This is a genomic window from Telluria sp. ZB4P34 (assembly GCF_059686055.1).
The window spans coordinates 282,026-299,629 of sequence record NZ_JCASIF010000004.1; the positions used below are offsets into that span (position 1 = coordinate 282,026).

General features: G+C 68.8%; 12 protein-coding genes. 6 read left to right on the top strand and 6 right to left on the bottom strand.

The window, feature by feature from the left end; genetic code table 11:
- Positions 1-80: 80 nt before the first annotated feature.
- The 4 genes from AC56KL_RS10275 (at position 81) to AC56KL_RS10290 (ending at position 5,216) form a co-directional block, all read left to right on the top strand.
- Positions 81-992: an isoaspartyl peptidase/L-asparaginase gene (locus AC56KL_RS10275; protein WP_497180051.1), complete on the top strand. Its 912-nt coding sequence runs from the start codon at positions 81-83 to the stop codon at positions 990-992.
- The gene (locus AC56KL_RS10280; RefSeq protein ID WP_497180052.1) at positions 989-1,861 is read left to right on the top strand and encodes a cyanophycinase; all 873 of its coding nucleotides are present in this window, start codon (positions 989-991) and stop codon (positions 1,859-1,861) included. The genes AC56KL_RS10275 and AC56KL_RS10280 overlap by 4 nt, the downstream gene beginning before the upstream one ends.
- Positions 1,858-4,500: a cyanophycin synthetase gene (gene cphA, locus AC56KL_RS10285; RefSeq protein ID WP_497180053.1), complete on the top strand. Its 2,643-nt coding sequence runs from the start codon at positions 1,858-1,860 to the stop codon at positions 4,498-4,500. Before AC56KL_RS10280 ends, cphA (AC56KL_RS10285) begins: the two co-directional genes overlap by 4 nt.
- Before the next feature lie 215 nt (positions 4,501-4,715).
- Positions 4,716-5,216, top strand: coding sequence for an outer membrane beta-barrel protein (locus tag AC56KL_RS10290; protein WP_497180054.1), 501 nt, complete (start codon positions 4,716-4,718; stop codon positions 5,214-5,216).
- A gap of 52 nt (positions 5,217-5,268) precedes the next feature.
- On the opposite strand, the gene cphA (AC56KL_RS10295) is transcribed toward AC56KL_RS10290, so the two are convergent.
- The 4 genes from cphA (AC56KL_RS10295) to AC56KL_RS10310 form a co-directional block, all read right to left on the bottom strand.
- A complete protein-coding gene (gene cphA / locus AC56KL_RS10295) occupies positions 5,269-7,911 on the bottom strand; it encodes a cyanophycin synthetase (RefSeq protein WP_497180055.1) in 2,643 nt (880 codons plus the stop codon).
- A 99-nt stretch (positions 7,912-8,010) separates the two neighbouring features.
- Positions 8,011-9,462 carry an iron-containing redox enzyme family protein gene (locus tag AC56KL_RS10300; RefSeq protein WP_497180056.1) on the bottom strand — a complete coding sequence of 484 codons (1,452 nt, stop codon included), beginning with the start codon at positions 9,460-9,462 and terminating at the stop codon, positions 8,011-8,013.
- A 406-nt stretch (positions 9,463-9,868) separates the two neighbouring features.
- Positions 9,869-11,263 (bottom strand): branched-chain amino acid transporter BcaP, encoded by a 1,395-nt coding sequence (bcaP, locus tag AC56KL_RS10305; protein WP_497180057.1) that lies wholly within the window; start codon positions 11,261-11,263, stop codon positions 9,869-9,871.
- A gap of 14 nt (positions 11,264-11,277) precedes the next feature.
- Positions 11,278-11,658, bottom strand: coding sequence for a hypothetical protein (locus AC56KL_RS10310; protein WP_497180058.1), 381 nt, complete (start codon positions 11,656-11,658; stop codon positions 11,278-11,280).
- Positions 11,659-11,669: 11 nt separating this feature from the next.
- On the opposite strand from AC56KL_RS10310, the gene AC56KL_RS10315 reads away from it, so the two are divergent.
- Complete coding sequence (locus AC56KL_RS10315) at positions 11,670-13,727, top strand: tetratricopeptide repeat-containing diguanylate cyclase (protein ID WP_497180059.1); 2,058 nt, start codon at positions 11,670-11,672, stop codon at positions 13,725-13,727.
- Between the two features lie 51 nt (positions 13,728-13,778).
- Here the strand turns inward: AC56KL_RS10315 and AC56KL_RS10320 are convergent, their stop codons facing one another.
- Both AC56KL_RS10320 and AC56KL_RS10325 read right to left on the bottom strand, forming a co-directional pair.
- Positions 13,779-15,770: an MHYT domain-containing protein gene (locus AC56KL_RS10320; protein ID WP_497180060.1), complete on the bottom strand. Its 1,992-nt coding sequence runs from the start codon at positions 15,768-15,770 to the stop codon at positions 13,779-13,781.
- Positions 15,771-15,996: 226 nt separating this feature from the next.
- Positions 15,997-16,977 carry a diguanylate cyclase gene (locus AC56KL_RS10325; RefSeq protein WP_497180061.1) on the bottom strand — a complete coding sequence of 327 codons (981 nt, stop codon included), beginning with the start codon at positions 16,975-16,977 and terminating at the stop codon, positions 15,997-15,999.
- 247 nt (positions 16,978-17,224) lie between these two features.
- Here AC56KL_RS10325 and AC56KL_RS10330 point away from each other — a divergent pair, with 247 nt between their 5' ends.
- A complete protein-coding gene (locus AC56KL_RS10330) occupies positions 17,225-17,494 on the top strand; it encodes a helix-turn-helix domain-containing protein (RefSeq protein ID WP_497180062.1) in 270 nt (89 codons plus the stop codon).
- Positions 17,495-17,604: the final 110 nt, after the last annotated feature.

Genomic DNA, 17,604 nt, shown 5'->3' on the forward strand with positions numbered 1-17,604 from the left:
CTTGCGGATAATGGCGATCTTAACTGCGTGACAACAAAAAACGTTTTCTTGCAACGCACAATGACATTCTCAAGGACCACATGAGCAACTCCCAACAGGCTGGCGCCGTCGTCGTGCACGGCGGCGCAGGCGCACCGATGGAAAACGAAGACGGCTGCGTGCTGGCGGCGCGCCGAGCACTGGCGCAGCTGGAGGGCAACGGCGACGCGCTCGACGCCGCCATCATCGCCGTCACCACGCTCGAGGATGACGGCCGTTTCAATGCAGGCAGCGGCGCGATTCTCGGCCTGGACGGCGCGACCATCGAGATGGATGCCTCGATCATGGACACCCGCGGGCGCCTGGGCGCCGTGGCCTGCGTGCGCGACGTGAACAATCCCGTCAGGCTGGCGCGCGCCATTGCCGACACCCCGCACGTGATGCTGGCTGGCGAAGGCGCGCAGCGCTTCGCGCGCTCGCTCGGCATGCCGGGCGGCGCGCCGGTCTCGGAACGCCAGCGCGCCGACCATCGCAAGCTGATGCAGGAGCTGGCCGGTTCGGTGCCGCTCATGCCGGGCGTCGACAACCGCCTGTTCGACCGTTTCTGGAACTACAAGACTCCGCTGCAGCTCCCCAAGTCGAGCGCCTGCGACACGGTGGGCGCCGTGGTGCGCGGCCCGGACGGGCATTTCGCCGTGGCCTGTTCCACCGGCGGCTCGGCCCCCAGCCTGCTGGGACGCGTCGGCGACAGCCCGATCATCGGCAGCGGCTTCTTCGCCGGTCCGCACGGCGCCGTCGCCGCCACCGGCATTGGCGAACACATCATGCGCCACCTGCTGGCGCGCACCGTCTACGGCTGGATCGAGGACGGCGTGCCGCTCGAGCAGGCCCTCAAGCGCGGCCTGGACCTGTTCGACAAGGAAGTCGCCGTCGGCCTGATCGCGGTGAGCCGCACCGAGGCCGGCGCCCTGTGCTACCACGGCATGCCCCAGGCGAGGATGACCCAGCGATGAACGGACAGGAACAGCGCGACGGCCACCTTGTCATCATCGGCGGGAGCGAGGACCGCCAGCACGACATGGAAATCCTGACCCGCTTCGTGGAACTGTCGGGCGGAAAGGATGCGCGCATCGTGGTGATCACGGCCGCCAGCAAGCTCGCCGACGAGATGTGGGAAGTGTACGACAATGCCTTCGGCGCGCTCGGCGTGGAGCAGCGCAGCCACATGCTCATCGAGAGCCGCCAGGATGCCAACAGCGAGGAATTCGTGCGCCAGGTCGACGCGGCCACCGGCATCTTCATGACCGGCGGCGACCAGAAGCGCCTGCTGGCCCTGATCGGGGGCAGCGCCCTCGACGCAGCCATGCACGTGGCCCTGAAAGTGCGCGGCGCCACCATCGGCGGCACCAGCGCCGGCGCCTCCGCCATGTCGGGCCACATGCTAGCCACCGGTCGTGTCGAACTGCATCCCGAAAAGGGTTCGGTCAGCCTGGGAGCGGGACTCGGCTTCCTGCACCGCGTGGTGGTCGACCAGCACTTCTCGGAGCGCCAGCGCCTCTCGCGCCTGCTCAGCGTGGTCGCACAAAACCCCTACCTGCAGGGCATCGGGATCGACGAGGACACCGCGCTGGTGGTCGGCATCGGCGTCGGCATCGAGGTGCTCGGCCAGGGCGCCGTGACCATCGTCGACGGCCGCACCATGATCACCAACCTGGCCGACATCAAGGATCGGGACACACCGGAACTGATCGACGTGCGCCTGCACCTGCTCCCGGCCGGCAGCAGCTACCGGCTGCCCGGCGGCGGCGCTCCCGGCAAGGGCCTGCCGCCGCCCCTGCTCGATTTTTTGGAAAACGTAACGAAACGGAACCCGATTTCATGAAGATCAAGGAAAAACGCCTGCTGCGCGGCCCCAACCTGTATGCCGGCACCCCCTGCCTGATGGCAGTCATCGAAGAGCGCGCCGATGGCGCGGGCAGCACGGGCAGGACGGGCGGCAGGCGCGCCGGCTTTGCCGCGCGCCTGTTCGCCCTGCTGCCCGGGCTGCCTGCGGATGCCGCCGCGCGCCTGGCGGACGACATGCCGGCGCTGGAAGCAATCGAGCCGGTGCTGGCCGAACTGCAGCGCCTGGCCGGCGCGCCCGGCGGCTTCGGCGCCACCCTGGCGGTCGGCGGCGCGCCGCACGCCCGCCGCATCGTGTGCGGCTACACCACCGAGCAGCTTGCCGACGCCGCGCTGCGGGTCGCCCTCGACCTGGTGCAGGCCGCCGCGCAAGACCGCCCCTTCGACCTGGACGCGGCCGTGAGCCGCCTGCGCGAGACCGCGCAGGATCATGCGGTCGGGACCAGCACCGGCGCCGTGGTGCAGGCCGCGATCCGGCGCGGCATCCCGGCGCTGCGCCTCACCGAGGAAGCCAACCTGTTCCAGCTTGGCTGGGGCAGCCGCCAAAAGCGCCTGCAGGCCACCATCACCGGCGCCACCAACTCGATCGCGGTGGGCATCGCCAGCGACAAGCAGCTGACCAAGGCCCTGCTCGAGCAGGCCGGCGTGCCGGTGCCGGGCGGCTCCACCGTGACCAGCGAAGAAGAGGCCCAGCGCGTGGCCCGCCGCCTGCATTCCATTCACAAGGCGTCGGTCACCGTCAAGCCGCTCGACGGCAACCAGGGCAAGGGTGTGACCACCGACTGCGCCACGCCCGAGGAAGTGGCGCGCGCGTTTGCCCACGCGCGCAGGCATGGCCGCCGCGTGATCGTGGAAGAACACCTGCGGGGCCGCGACTACCGCGTGCTCGTGACCGGCAAGAAGGTGGCGGCCGCCTCATGGCGCCGTCCGCCGCACGTGCTGGGCGACGGCCGCTCGACCATCCGCGAGCTGGTCGAGGTCGAGAACCGCAACCCGGCGCGCGGCGAAGGCCACACCAACATCCTCACCAGAATACCCATGGATGCGCTGGCCGCCGAGACCCTGGCAAGGCAGGGCTACGGTTTCGACACCGTGCTGCCCGCCGGCGTCCCGGCCGAGCTGCGCGGCAACGCCAACCTCTCGACCGGCGGCACCGCCGAGGACGTGACCGACCTGCTGCCGGAAGAGACCCGCGACATCTGCATCCGCGCGGCCCGCACCATCGGCCTGGACGTGGCCGGCATCGACATCGTCTGCCAGGATATCGCGCAGCCGCTGCGCGAGCAGCGCGGCGGCATCATCGAGGTCAACGCGGCGCCCGGCATCCGCATGCACCAGTATCCCAGCCGCGGCACGCCCGTCGACGCCGGGGCGGCGATCGTGGATGCGCTGTTCGGCGAATGCGACGGCCGCATCCCGACCGTGGCCATCACGGGCACCAACGGCAAGACCACCACCGCGCTCCTGGTCGCCCACGCCACCCGCATGGCGGGCCTGCGCACGGGCGTGACGACCACCGAAGGCGTCTTCGTCGACGGCATGCGGACCATGAAGGGCGACTGCACCGGCTACCATTCGGCGCGCAGCGTCCTGTCCGATCCTGGGGTCGACTTCGCCGTGCTGGAAACGGCGCGCGGCGGCATCCTCAAGCGCGGCCTGGCCTACGACCGGGTCGACGTGGCGGTGGTGCTGAACGTCTCCAGCGACCACCTCGGCCTGGACGGGGTCGAGACCCTGGACGACCTGGCCCGCGTGAAGGCCGTGGTGGCCCAGCGCGCCGCGCGCGTGGTGGTGCTTAACGCCGAGGACGACTATTGCGTGGCGATGGCCGACGACTTGCGCGACGGCGTCGAAGTGATCTACTTCTCGCTCGACGCCGACAACCCGACCCTGCTGCGCCACCTCGAGAACGGCGGCCGCGCGGTCTACCTGCAGGACACGCAGCAGAACATGAGCCTGGTGCTGGCCAACGGCGCGCGCCATGAGGCGCTGCTCGATGCACGCGAGATGCCGGTGTCGCTGGGCGGTGCGGCGCGCTACAACATCGCCAACGCGCTGGCGGCGGCGGCCGCCCTCACCGCCCACGGCTTCGGCAAGCTCGAGATCGTCGACGGCCTGCGCAGCTTCGTATCCGACGCCAGGCACAACCCGATGCGCTCGAACCTGTTCGACGTCGACGGCGTGACCGTGATCGTGGACTACGCCCACAATTGCGCCGCCTACGCCGCGCTGGCCGAGAGCGCACGCGCCATGACGGCGGGCCGGCTGGTGGGCGTGGTGGCGGCGCCCGGCGACCGCCGCGACGCCGACCTGGTCGACATCGGCCGCACCTGCGCCGCCGGCTTCGACGACCTGGTGGTGTTCGAGACCGACAAGCGCGGCCGCGCCGACGGCGAGACCGCCGCGCTGCTGGTGCGCGGCGCCAGGCTGGCCAAGGTGGCCGACGACGCGCTGACCGTGGTGCTGGAGTCGCACCAGGCAATCCGCCACGGCCTGTCGCTGTGCCAGCCGGGCGACGTGCTGGTATTCGGTTGCGGCAGCACGCTGTCGCAACTGCTGGATGCGATTCGCCCCGACAAACCGGAACTGGCGCGCCGGATCGAGGCCGAGGCGATCTGATCGACAGGCAGCGCCGCATGCGAAAGCGCGCCGATGGTCGCTTTCGCTTAAGTCTTCCTTAAATGGACGGCGCAGCGGGGGCTGAATCGGCTCATCTTTAGCATTTCGTTACAATTTGGCATTTTCATGCCTGTTCACTACTGTTACCTTGCTCATCCGTAACCCGGCCCGTTCTCCAAGACAGCGGACCGGCCCGAACATCGGAAGGAAGAGGTATGCAGAAAGTCGTCGCCGTTCTCCTCGCAGGCATGCTGGCCGCGGGCGCCGCCCGTGCCGAGCAGGTGCGCAGCGCCCCACAGGCCTATGCCGGCGTCGGCGTCTCCGGGGTCGACTACGTCGGCGCCGCGACCAAGGCCAGCCCCAAGCTGTTCGCCGGCTACCAGGTAAACCGGCAGCTCGCCCTGGAGGGCGGCGCGACCAGGCTGAAGAACGGCTACGGCATGTACATTGCGGTCAAGCCCAGCCTGCCCTTGAGCGAGAAGCTCTCCGTCTACGGCAAGGTCGGGGTCGCGCAGACCCGCCGCCCGGCCCTGCCCCCGCCCGTGCCGGCCGGGATCGGCAAGAAGTCGGCGACCGGCGCCTATGGGGCCTTCGGCCTGCAGTATTCGATCACTCCGAACACCGCCGTGACGGTCGAGTACGAACGCCTGCCGAGGGACAAGCCGGACGTGCTCAAGCCGAACGTCTGGACCCTTGCCCTGCAGTTCCTGTTCTGAAGCGAAAAAAAGCGGCCTACGGGCCGCTTGCTTTTTGCCGGCGCTGCCCTGCCTACACCTGCGCCGCCACCAGGTCCGCGCTCTCGGGATCGTTGACCCGCAAGGCATCCACGAAGACCTGCAGCGAGGAGCCGCAGGCAAACACCAGCACGTCGCCCGGCTGGCACAGGCTCAGTCCGTGGCGGATAGCGTCGCCGACCTCGATCACGCGGTGCAGCGTGTCGCTGACCCCGGTCGCCTCTTCGGCGCCCGACAGGATCAGGTCGACCGCTTCGCCGACCTCGCGGCCCCGGCTCTGCGATTCGTACACGACCAGCTCGTCGAAGCGCTCGCCGCACACGCGGCCGACCTCGACCAGGTCCTGGTCGCGGCGGTCGCCCGGCGCGGTGACGATACCCACCAGTTGGCCCGGCAGCAGTGCGCGCGCCATCTCGGCCATCGCCCTGTAGGCGGCCGGGTTGTGCGCGTAGTCGACGATCACGGTCACGCCGCGGATGTCGAACATGTTGGTGCGCAGCGGATTGGTGCGGCCGTTCGACACAAAGGTCGACAGGCCGGTGGCGATCTGCAGGTTGCTGAAGCCCGAGGCCATCAGGGCGGCCGCGGCCGCCAGGCTGTTGGCGATGTTGAAGCGCGCGCGGCCGCCGAAGGCCACCGGCATGCTCTCCACCCGCAACAGTTCCTGGTGCAGCTGGCCGTCGGCCACCACCACCGCATTGTCCTGCAGGTAGACGCCGCGCCCGCCGTCTTCCAGGTGCTGCAGCAGCACCGGGTTTTCCGGGTCCATCGAGAAGAACACGATTTCCGCCTCCGGCTTGGTGCGGCGCGCCATGGCCACGCACAGCGGGTCCTCGGCATTCAGCACCACGGCGCGCGAAGCGGAGGTCGCCACCACCGCCTTCACCTGGGCCAGGTCTTCCACCGTGTCGACGCCATCCAGGCCGAGGTGGTCGGCGGCGATGTTGAGCACCACGCCGACGTCGCAACGGTCGAAGGCCAGGCCGCGCTTGAGGATGCCGCCACGGGCCGTCTCGAGCACGGCGACTTCGACGTCGGGCGAACCGAGCACGGTGCGCGCCGACCAGTAGCCGGTGCAGTCGCCCCTGGCGATCTGCCTGCCGTCGATGAACACGCCCTCGGTGGTGGTGACCCCTGCCACCTTGCCGGCCAGGCGCACCGTATGCCCGACCAGCAGCGTGGTGGTGGTCTTGCCGTTGGTGCCGGTAATGACGATGGTCGGGATGCGCCCGTCGGATTCGCCCATCAGCCCCTGCACGATGGCGTCGCCGGCGTCAACCGCGGCGCCGCTGCTTGGGTACTGGTGCATGCGAATGCCAGGCGCCGCGTTCACTTCGATGACGGCGCCGCGCTGGGCGTCGAGCGGCAGGGCGATGTCGCGGCAGACGATGTCGATGCCGGCCACGTCGAGGCCGATCTTGGCGGCCGCGCGCACGCACAGCAGGCGCGTCGATTCGGGCAGCAGGTCGGTGACGTCTTCGGCGGTGCCGCCAGTGGACAGGTTGGCATTGCCGCGCAACTCCGCCGTCACGCCCACCGGCAGCACGGTCTCGAAGTCGAAGCCCTGCTTGCGCAGCATGTCGGCCGCGTGGTCGTCCAGCGCGATCCTGGTGAGGATGTTGGTATGGCCGGCGCCGCGCGCCGGGTTCTCGTTCTCGCGCTCGACCAGTTCGCGGATGGTGCCGATGCCATCGCCCACCACGTGGGCCGGACGGCGCATCGACGCCGCCGCCACCTTGCCGCCCGCCACCAGCACGCGAAAGTCGCGGCCCTCGACGAAACGCTCGACGATGATCCTGCGCCCGTACTGGCGCGCGAACTCGAAAGCGCGCGCCACCTGTTCGGGGTCGCGGCAGTCGACCGTGACGCCCTTGCCCTGGTTGCCGTCGAGCGGCTTGAGCGTCACCGGCGCATTCATGCGCGCGGCCACGCGCTGCGCCTCCTCTACCTTGCCGACCACCGAGCCTTCGGGCACCGGCACACCGGCTTCCTTCAGCAGGGTCTTGGTCAGCTGCTTGTCGCTGGCGATCTTCACGGCGATGAAGCTGGTGTCGCCGGTGGTCGTGGCCTGCAAGCGCTTCTGCTTGACGCCCCAGCCCAGCAGGAACAGGTTGGCGTCCTCGGTGATGCGCTGGGTCGGAATACCGCGCTCGTGGGCAGCCGCCAGGACCGCCGCGGTGCTGGTGCCGATCGCATGGCGCGTGGCGATCCGGCCCAGCTCTTCGAGGCGCGGCGCCAGGTCGAAGGACTCTCCGCGCCCCAGTGCGGTGACCAGTTCCACCGCCAGGTCGAACGCCGGCTGCACCAGCTTTTCCGACTGGTAGGCGCAAACGATGCGGAACACGCCCGGCCGCCCCGCGACCGGACGGGTGCGCCCGAAGCTGGCAGGCGAAGGGTGGGCGCCTGCGGCCTGGGTCTGCAGCTCGAGCGTGACCTGTTCGATCACGCGGCCGAGGTAGGTGCCTTCGCGCAGGCGCTGGGCGAAGCCGCCGCGCTGCCCGATCGGCAGCAGCTGGCCCTGCAGGGTCGGCAGCGCCGCCAGCAGGGCGTCGATGAAGCCGGGGATGTCTTTCGACGAGGCGCCGTACAGGTCCTGCAGGTCGATTACGCTCAGCAGGCAGGGGGAATCGGCGTGGACGTTCGGTCCGCGCAGGAAGCGTTGTTCCAGGATTTGCACGAATAGATCCTTGTCGTAGTTATAGGCATGCCGGGCGCCAGCCCGGCATGCGGAAGTCTGATGTGGCCGGCGCCGCGCCTGCGGCGCATGCCCGGCAACTCAAGCGTCGAACAGGCGCGTATACATGCGGGTGGCCATCAGGCCGACAGCCGTATGGTGGACCTCGGGCGACATCAGGCCGCCCAGCAGATCCATCGCCTCCTGCTTGCCGGCTGCGGCCGCGACCTGCTCTTCCAGCAGCCGGAGTTCGTTGTCCGGTGCTTCGAGGCGCGGATGGCGCCGGATCAGGCCGCGCTCCGGAAAGTGGGCGCTGCGCTCGCTATGCTCGCCGAGGTTGTCGAGCGTGCGCTGGCGCGCGCGCCAGGTCAGCGCGCGCGGACCTTCGACGCGCTTGCCGTCCGGCGTGGAGGTGATCCAGTCGCGCAGCACCTGCTGTTCGTAGGCGCTGAAGACGCCGAACATCTCGGCCTTCTCGCCGTGCACGAGGCGCCAGAAGCGGCTGTGCTCGACTTCTTCGCCACGCTTGATCCAGCCGGCCTTTTCCAGCGCGGCCAGGAAGTCCGGGATCTGGGCCGGGTTGCCCAGCCAGTCATTGACCGAGCGCCCGGCAACGCGGCAGTAATCCGAGTGCATGTTCTTGCCCACGCCGCTCTTGGCCGCCAGGATGTCCACCAGCTCGGCCTGCAGGTCGAACTCGGCGATGCACGAGGTGGTGCCGGCGCCGATGTCGTTGAGGCGGTAGCCGTCGAGGACGCGCCGGTAGAAGGCGTCGCGGTCGCCCACGCGCGGCATCAGGTTGGTCAAGGCCTGGACCGCCTTCTGGGCGTGGCCGCTGGCCGCGTTATCGACCGTGACGTGCAGGGTGAAGTAGTAGGGATCGATGCCGAATTCGTTCAGCTCGTACGAGGTGATGAGCAGGTGCAAGGGCAGCTGTTCGTATCCCAGGTTGTAGCCGATGATTTCGGGCAGGAAGTGCTCGCTGTGGTGGCCGAGCGCCAGCTGGATCGCGCCCTGCACGAAATGCTGCTCGCCCAGGCCTTCCCAGCCTTCGCAGCCGTGCGTGGCCAGCAGCTTGCGGTAGATCGTCACGTGGTTCTTGCTTGGCGCGCCCTCGCCCAGCTCTTCGAGGTAAGTCTTGATCAGCCCGTGGTAGGCCGGGTTGTCCCAGTGCTTCAGCAGGCCGTACAGCCAGGCGCCGTCCACCAGCTTGGTCGGTGCGACCGCCTTGATGAAGTACAGCGCGTGCGCGCGGCACGAGAAATAGCGGCGCGGCGCGCCGTTCTTGCGCGCCGCCAGGTAGTCGCGGTATTGCCGGCCGACGGCATCGGTGCGCTCCTCGACCCAGGCCGGCAGTTCGGCGAGCGAGGCCGGCAGGTCGCTGGGCAGGGCCTGCACGGCGGCGATCTGGTCGGCCAGGTAGGCGCGCGCCGCATCGGCCTGCGCGCGCGCGTCGTCGTAGAGCGAGAAGTACAGGTGCTTCGAGCGTTCCCGGGGTGCGGAAAGGCTGGGGGCGGCGGCGCTCGTGGCGTCGGCTAACAGCATCGAATTCATGGTCTCTCGGATCGTATTGTTGGTCTCATGGGACGATAGGTAACATTATCCGGCCTGGGCCACGTACGGAGAATCGGTAGCGGTGCTGTGAGTGTGTAAGAAAGGGATTACAAAATTACAAAGGTGGGACAGGTAGATTCTTACCAAATGGCCAAGAACTCGGACGGGAGCCTTGCGCCGAGCGCCCGTCCGCCACCAGCCGGCCGGCGGACGGGCGCACCGGCGCCGCGCCCTCGGCCAGCATGCGGGCAACGGCGCCCTCGCCGTCCCCGGGCGCCACCTCGACGGCGCGCGTTGCCTCCGCTCCAGCACGCCGGGACGCACGCCTGCGCCGCCAAACAAAACGCCCGGCCACCTTGCGGGGACCGGGCGCTTCGCATGCCGCGCAGGGGCGCGGCCGCAGGGATTACTGCTTGTTCAGCAGCGAACGCTGGCGGGCATACAGGAAGTACACCGCCAGGCCGATCAGCAGCCAGATGATGAAGGCGACCCAGGTGGTCCAGCTCAGGAAGGACATCAGCGTCAGGCAGAAGATCACGGCCAGCGCCGGGATCACCGGCACGGCCGGGCAGCGGAAGGCACGCGGCAGGTCAGGACGCTTCTTGCGCAGGATGATCACGGCCACCGACACCAGCGAGAACGCGGCCAGGGTGCCGATGTTGACCAGTTCGGCAAGCACGCCGAGCGGCACCACGGCGGCGATCAGGCCGAACACGATGCCGACCATCCAGGTGGCGAAGTACGGGGTGCCGTATTTCGGGTGCACTTCCGACAGCTTGGCCGGCAGCAGGCCGTCGCGCGACATCGCGAACAGGATGCGGGTCTGGCCGTAGGCCATCACCAGCATCACCGTGCTCATGCCCAGGATCGCGGCCAGGTCGACGAAACCGGCGACCCAGTTCTGGCCGGCGTACTGCAGGGCCAGCGAGACCGGGTGGTCGACGCCCTTGAAGTTCATGAACGGGACGATGCCGGTCATGATCGCCGCGACGATCACGTACAGCACGGTGCAGACGGCCAGCGAACCGAGGATGCCGATCGGCAGGTCCTTGGACGGATTCTTGACTTCTTCGGCGGCCGAGGTGACGGCGTCGAAACCGATGAAGGCGAAAAACACCAGTGCGGCGGCGCTCATCACGCTGCCGAAGCCGAAGGGCATGAACGGCTGCCAGTTTTCCGGCTTGACGTAGTTGATGCCGACCACGATGAACAGGATCACGACGCTGGTCTTGATGACCACCATGATGTTGTTGATGCGCGCCGATTCGCGCACGCCCATCGACAGGATCCAGGTCAGGAACAGCATGACCAGGAAAGCCGGCAGGTTGAACACGGTGTCCACGCCGGGCTGTGCACCAGGAGCCGCGCGCAGCGCTTCCGGCAGCACGACGCCGAAGCCCGAGAGCAGCGACTGGAAGTAGCCGGACCAGCCTACCGCAACGGTCGAGGTGGCCAGGCCGTATTCGAGCAGCAGGTCCCAGCCGATCATCCAGGCGACGATCTCGCCGAGGGTGAAGTAGCTGTAGGTATAGATCGAGCCGGCCACCGGCACGCTCGAGGCGAATTCCGCATAGCACAAAGCAGCAAAGCCGCAGGCCAGCGCGGCGACGATGAAGGAGAGCGTGAGGGCCGGGCCAGCCGTGACGGCGCCGGTTCCCGTGAGCACGAAGATACCGGTGCCGATGATGGCGCCGATGCCCATCAGGACCAGGTCGAACGGACCCAGCACTTTCTTGAGGCCGCCCGGCTTCTGGGCCGCCGCCACCATGGTGTCAAGATTCTTGGTTCTGAAAAGACTCACTACTTGTTCTCCAATCAAAAAATAGTTTGGTTCCGCGTCTTGGGGCGCGTCTTGTGGCGTCCGCCTGCTGCCGCGGTGGCGCGATCGTCATGCTGGCCGGTAAGCCGCATGCCTGACCCGGGAACCGTTTGTCGCCGTGCCTGTTGCGTGATGCCCGAGCTGTCGCACGTCTTGTTTTGCTGCAGGCATGACATTATCACCAGATTGTTGATTGGAATCAAAGTAAAGTCGCGAAAGTCGATGATTTCGATTATTTCATTCAAAAAACCACGTTCGCGCGGAAGCCACGGCGCAGCGCCAAAGCTTGATTTCCGCAGGACAACAGAACATAATCTGCGGGTTGCCGCATCCAGCGGCCTCGAGCTGCCGGCCTCCCGCCGGGCACAAGCACGCATCGCCCACCACCATGAAGACCCCCCTGCCATCCGGAACCGGGATGCGCACCTGGCGCAAGGCCGTGCCGGCCCTGTTGCTGGCGCTCGCGTCGGCGGCGTCGCCCGGTGCGCCTGCGGAAGGCGGCGCGGTGGCGGCCGAACTGCGCCTGCGCGAGCTGGCCCAGCTCGCCGAACGCAGCAATCCGGAAGCCCGTACCCGCCTGCTGGAGGACGCGGCGGCGTTCACCCGGGGCGTACCCTACCGGGTGCAGGTCGAGTACCTGCGCCTGCTGCGCCGCATCCACAGCGATGCCGGGCAGCTGGGCGAAGCCTACGCAGTCGACGAGCGCATCATCGCGCTGGCAGGCCGCGAGGGCGATGCCCTGCAGGTGGGGCTGGCCAGCCTCGGGCGGGTCCACAAACGCCTGAACGACAACGATCCCGCCGCGGCGATGGCGCTGCTGGAGACCCTGAACACGCAGTACCGCCCGCTTGCCAGCACCGAGTTCGAGGCCAGTGCGGAAGTCGCCTACGGGGCGATCTACAACACCACCGGCCAGCACGACCGCGCGCTCTCCCATTACCTGCGCGCCCTCGAGCTGGTCCAGCGCCATCCCGACCTGTGGAATCCGCGCGAATCGGACCTGCGCATCGCGCTGGCGCGCCTGTACGTGAACAGCGGCAATCCGGCCAAGGCGCTGGAGAGCTCGCGCGCGTACCTCGAGGGGCGCGACGCGATTCCCCCGCGGGTCGAGGCCTTCATGCACTTCCTCGACGGCCGCGCCTATGTCGCGCTGGACCAGCTGGAGCCGGCCCATGCCGCATTCGGCCGCGCACTGGCGCTGGCGCGCAGGAATGAGCTGCGCTGGCTCGAGGCGAACGTCCTGGGCAACGTGGCGGATGCCTGGCTCAAGGCCCACCGCTACCGCGAGGCCGAGCGCGCCGCGCGCGCCGCGGTAACGGTCTCGGAACAGGTGAAGGACCAGAACATCATCCAGATGGCCTATGCCAACCTGGGTTTCGCGCTGTTCGGCCAGGGCCGGATCGCCGAAGGCGTGGTCCATATCGACCGCACCGCGGAAGAGCTGCGCAAGGCCGGCGCCATGCTGGCGGTCTCGAACATCCTGGACGAGAAAAGCGCGGCGCTGGAAAAGGCCGGCCTGCACCGCCAGGCGCTGCAGACGGTGCGCGAACGCGAGAAGATCCAGGAAACACTGGCGGTCGAGCGCCGCAACAAGGCCTTCGCCGCACTGCAGGAACAGTTCAACGCCAAGCAGCGCGCCGCCCAGATCGAACACCTGCGCCAGGAGAATGCGGTCAAGGACGCCGAGCTGCGCAACCGCAACCTGCGCACCGCGCTGGCCACGCTGGGCGCCGTACTGGCCCTGGTGCTGTCTGGATTCGTCTACATGCTGTACCAGAAGTCGCAGGCCAGCGGCCGCCGCCTGGCCGAACTGAACGCCGAGCTGGCGCACCGCTCGGCGCACGATCCGCTCACCGGCCTGTTCAACCGCCGCTCCTTCGTCGAACGCATGCGCGACCGGCAGGAGGCGCCCGGCCTGCCTGCCGCCGCCGCGGCGAGCGGAGGCGACTGCTTCACCCTGCTCGACATCGACCATTTCAAGCGCATCAACGACCAGCACGGCCACGCCGCCGGCGACGCGGTGCTGGTCGAGGTGGGTCGGCGCCTGAACGAGGTGGTACGCGAGTCGGACATGGTGCTGCGCTGGGGCGGCGAGGAATTCCTCGTGTATTCGCAAGGCGTGAGCGAGGCGCAGCGCCCGCTGCTGGTGCGGCGCATCCTGAACGCGATCGCGGCCGCCCCGGTGGTGCTGGACGACGGCACCACGCTGGCCGTCAGCGCCACCGCCGGCGCCGTGTCGCTGCCCGCCGGATCGGGGGCCGCCTTCGGCTGGGAGCAGGCGATCGCGCTGGCGGACCGCGCCCTCTACAAGGGCAAGGAAGCGGGCCGCAACCGCGGCTTCATCGTCGAAAGCGTGGACGGCGCCATGCCGGACCAGGACAGCGACGAACCCGGGCTGCGACTGCACCTGGTGCTGCCGGACACGCAGTTGCAGCCGGCCCAATAGTCGTGAGGACCACCGGATGGCGAGGGCGCCCGCCCTTGCCATCCGGCCAGCTCAGGCACGGTTGACCGCCGCGCGTCCGGCCATCGCCACCACCGTCTGCAGCAGCGCCGCCGGGCGCAGCGGCTTGGCCATGTATTCGTCGAAGCCGGCCTCCAGCGCGCGCTGCTGGTCTTCGCGCCGCGAGAACGCGGTCAGCGCCACGGCAGGCATGCCGGCCAGCGTCTTGTCGGGCAGCGTGCGCACGCGCCGGATCAATTCGAAGCCATCCATCAGCGGCATGCCGATGTCGCTGATTAACAGGTCCGGCCGGTGGCGCTCGATGGCGCGCAGCGCATCGCCCGCGCTGGTGGCGGTGGCGATGCGCGCCCCGGTCTCGCACAGCACCTGCTGCACCAGTTCGAGCGAATCGGGCTCGTCGTCCACCACCAGTATGGTCAGCCCGGCCAGGCTGGCGTCCGGCTGCCCGGCGCCTGCGGCGGCGACGGCCACGGCCACGGCTGGCGCGGCCGCAGGCGCCGGCTCGGACGCGGCGCCGCGGTGGACCGGCAGGTGGATGGTGAAGGTGGCGCCGCGCCCTGCCCCGGCGCTGGCGACCGTGATCGTGCCGCCCTGCAGCTCGACCAGCTGGCGCGCAATGGCCAGGCCGAGCCCGAGGCCGCCGTGGCGCCGCGCGGACGACGAGTCGGCCTGGCGGAAACGGTCGAACACGTAGGGCAGGAATTCGGGGTCGATGCCGACGCCGGAGTCGGCCACGTCGATCGCCACTTCCTCGCCTTCGCAGCGCACGCTGACCGCCACGCGACCGCCAGGCTCGGTGAACTTGATCGCATTCGACACCAGGTTCGACATCACCTGCTGCATGCGCCCGGGGTCGCCCATCACCGGACCGGCGTCGTAGTCGATCGTGGCGGCCAGGTGGATCTGCTTGCCGATCGCCGCCGGACGCGCGGTCTCCAGCGCCGCGTTGACGAATTCCGCCGGCGGCACCAGGCGCGCCTCGACCCTGACCTTGCCGGCGATGAGGCGACTCATGTCGAGCATGTCCTCGATCAGCTGCGACTGGGCGCGTGCGTTGCGTTCGATCGTTTCCAGGCCCCGGCGCAGCATCGCCTCGTCGCGCGCGCCTTGCAGCAGCAGCTGCGACCAGCCCAGCATCGCGTTGAGCGGCGTGCGCAGCTCGTGGGACAGCGTGGCCAGGAACTCGTCCTTCAGCTGGCTCAGGTGCTCGGCCTCGACCCGCGCCTTCTGTTCGCGCAGGTACAGCTCCTGGCGCTCGGCCGCCGTTTCCAGCGATGCTGCGAGCGTGCGGTTGCGCGATTCGAGCCGGGTATCGAAGACGGCGGCCAGCAGCGCGATGCTGAGGATGGCAAAGGTGACCACGGCGACCAGGATCGCCAGGTGGTCCTGGTTCACGCCGTTGTCGGCCGCGCGGCACACGCTGGCCGCGTCGAAGTGGGCCGCGGCCATGCCGGTATAGTGCATGCCGACGATCGCGCCGCCCATGACGACGGCCGCGCCCAGCTGCACCAGGCGCGGGTGCCTGACGCTGTCGTTGAGCTTGAATCCGATCCAGAGCGCGCCGGCCGAGGCGCCGATGGCGATGGCGACCGAGGCCAGGAACAGCCAGGGATCGTAGGTAATGGCCGGGTCCATGCGCATGCCCGCCATGCCCGTGTAGTGCATGGCGTTGATGCCCAGGCCCATCAGGATCGCGCCCCAGGCCAGGTGGCGCCCGCCCAGCTCGCGGTGGCGCAGCTGCCACAGGGCCATGCCGGACACGATCACCGGCAGCAGCCAGGAGACGAAGGTGATCAGGGGATCGTAGGCGAGCGGCATCGGCAGGCGGAAGGCCAGCATGCCGATGAAGTGCATGGCCCAGATGCCGCTGCCCATGGCGAAGGCGCCGCCGGCCATCCAGGCGTGCGGGGCGATGCCCTGCGACTGCTTGACCCGCATGGCCATGCTCAAGGCGGTATAGGACGCGAAGATCGCGGCCAGGATCGAGAGAAGTACCAGCGTTGGTTGGTAATGACCGATCAGCATAGGCGTTTGAGACTCCCTTCGTGTCCGCGCCGGCACGGCGGTCCGGTGGCGATCCCTGCGTTCCGGGTGTACACGACGCACGCCGGGCCCGGCGCTATCGACACCGTGGCGCACCGTGGCGACGCCAGGTGCGCAGTCCACCTGCGCCGCAGCGCGTCGCGTTCCTTCAGAGCAATTCTACCGGAGGCGAGGCCGACTGGCGCACGCCGCCGGCCGGCGCCGCGGTTCACACCGGCGCCTGTGCAGGCACGGCCGGCTCGCCGTCGACCGCTACCCGGTCGCGGCCGCCGCGCTTGGCCGCATACAAGGCCTTGTCGGCGGCCTCGATCAGGCGCGCCGGCTCGTCCAGGCGCTGCGGGTCGAATGCGGCCACGCCGATGCTGAGCGTCACCCAGGGGCGCACGGCCGCGGGTGCATGGGGCAGGTTCAGCGCCGCCACGTGTGCGCGGATCGCGTTCGCGTGCGCGCGCGCCTGCTCGATCGTGGTATCGGGGAGGATCGCGGCGAACTCCTCGCCTCCGTAGCGCGCCGCCACGTCGGCCGGGCGCTTGAGCATGCCGGCCAGCGCCTGCGCGACCGTGCTCAGGCAGGCGTCGCCTTCCTGGTGGCCGAAGTGGTCGTTGTAGGCCTTGAATGAATCGATGTCCATCAGCAGCAGCGCCAGCGCGCCGCCGTTGCGCTGGACGCGGCGCAGCTCGCGCTCCAGGGCAAGGTCGAAGTATCGCCGGTTGGCTATTCCCGTGAGTCCGTCGACATACGAGCGGGCGCGCAGCGATTCGGCGTGGTCGAGCAGGCGCCGTTCGCGGTCGCTGGCGCCGCTGATGTCGCGGATCTCGATCAGGCAGAAGCGCTCGCCGCCCTCCACGAAGGGCGTCACGCTGACCGCCTGCTCGATGCGTGGGCCGTCGAAGCTGCCCGCCTCGCGCAGCGGGAAGGGCGAGCGGCCCGCCGATGCCGGGATGGTGGTCGCGATCTCTTCGGTGAGCGCCGCCAGCACCGCCGATTCGACGCGCGAACCGCGCAGTTCGGGGTACACGTCGAACAGGGAGCGCTCGCGCACCCGGTTGAAGGCGTAGCCCGAGCGCGGCACCATCCAGCCGTTCCACAGGACGATCCCGGCGCCGGCATCGAGCACGACCAGGCCGCAGTTGACGAGGTGAACGGCGCGGGCGCTGTAGGCGCCGGCCGCTTCGGTCTTGAAAGTCATTGCGCAGAATCCGGCACGAGCCAGATGTCAAAAAGAAACAAATCGATCATACCCGAGTTTGCCGCGCGATGGCCCCAGCCGGACAAGTCCACGACAGCAGCCTGTATCAAAAGGACTATTTACAAAATGTTCCCCGGCGTGATTTTTCGTGAGCCTTGGACCATCCCTTTCCGGCTACGATCAGGTCTGTGCTGCGGTCCGACGGACTGCAAGCGACACCTCACATGGCGAACGGAAGGAAGATGCAATGGCTGGAAAGATGATGGACGAGGAAATGGGCATGGAACTGGGCGTTGAAACCCCTCCCCAGAGTGCGCCATGGCCGGCCGCGCCGCACGACCTGCGCCGCCTGCGCATCCGCAAGCGCGAAAGCCAGGAGAAATTCTGGAGCCGCTTCGGCGTCACCCAGTCCAGCGGCAGCCGCTTCGAGACCGGCGTCGTGATTCCGCCCCCGGTCGCCATCCTGCTGCGCCTGTACGCCAACGGCACGCTCAAGGACGAAGACCTGCACGGCTGAGCTTCCCACCGCGGCCCTGGTGCTGGCCGGGCCCTGTTCGGCGCTCTCGCTCTCATTACTTCTGTTTTTATGAAGTAATGTTTCTGATTTCTTCGCTTTTCCCGGGCAAG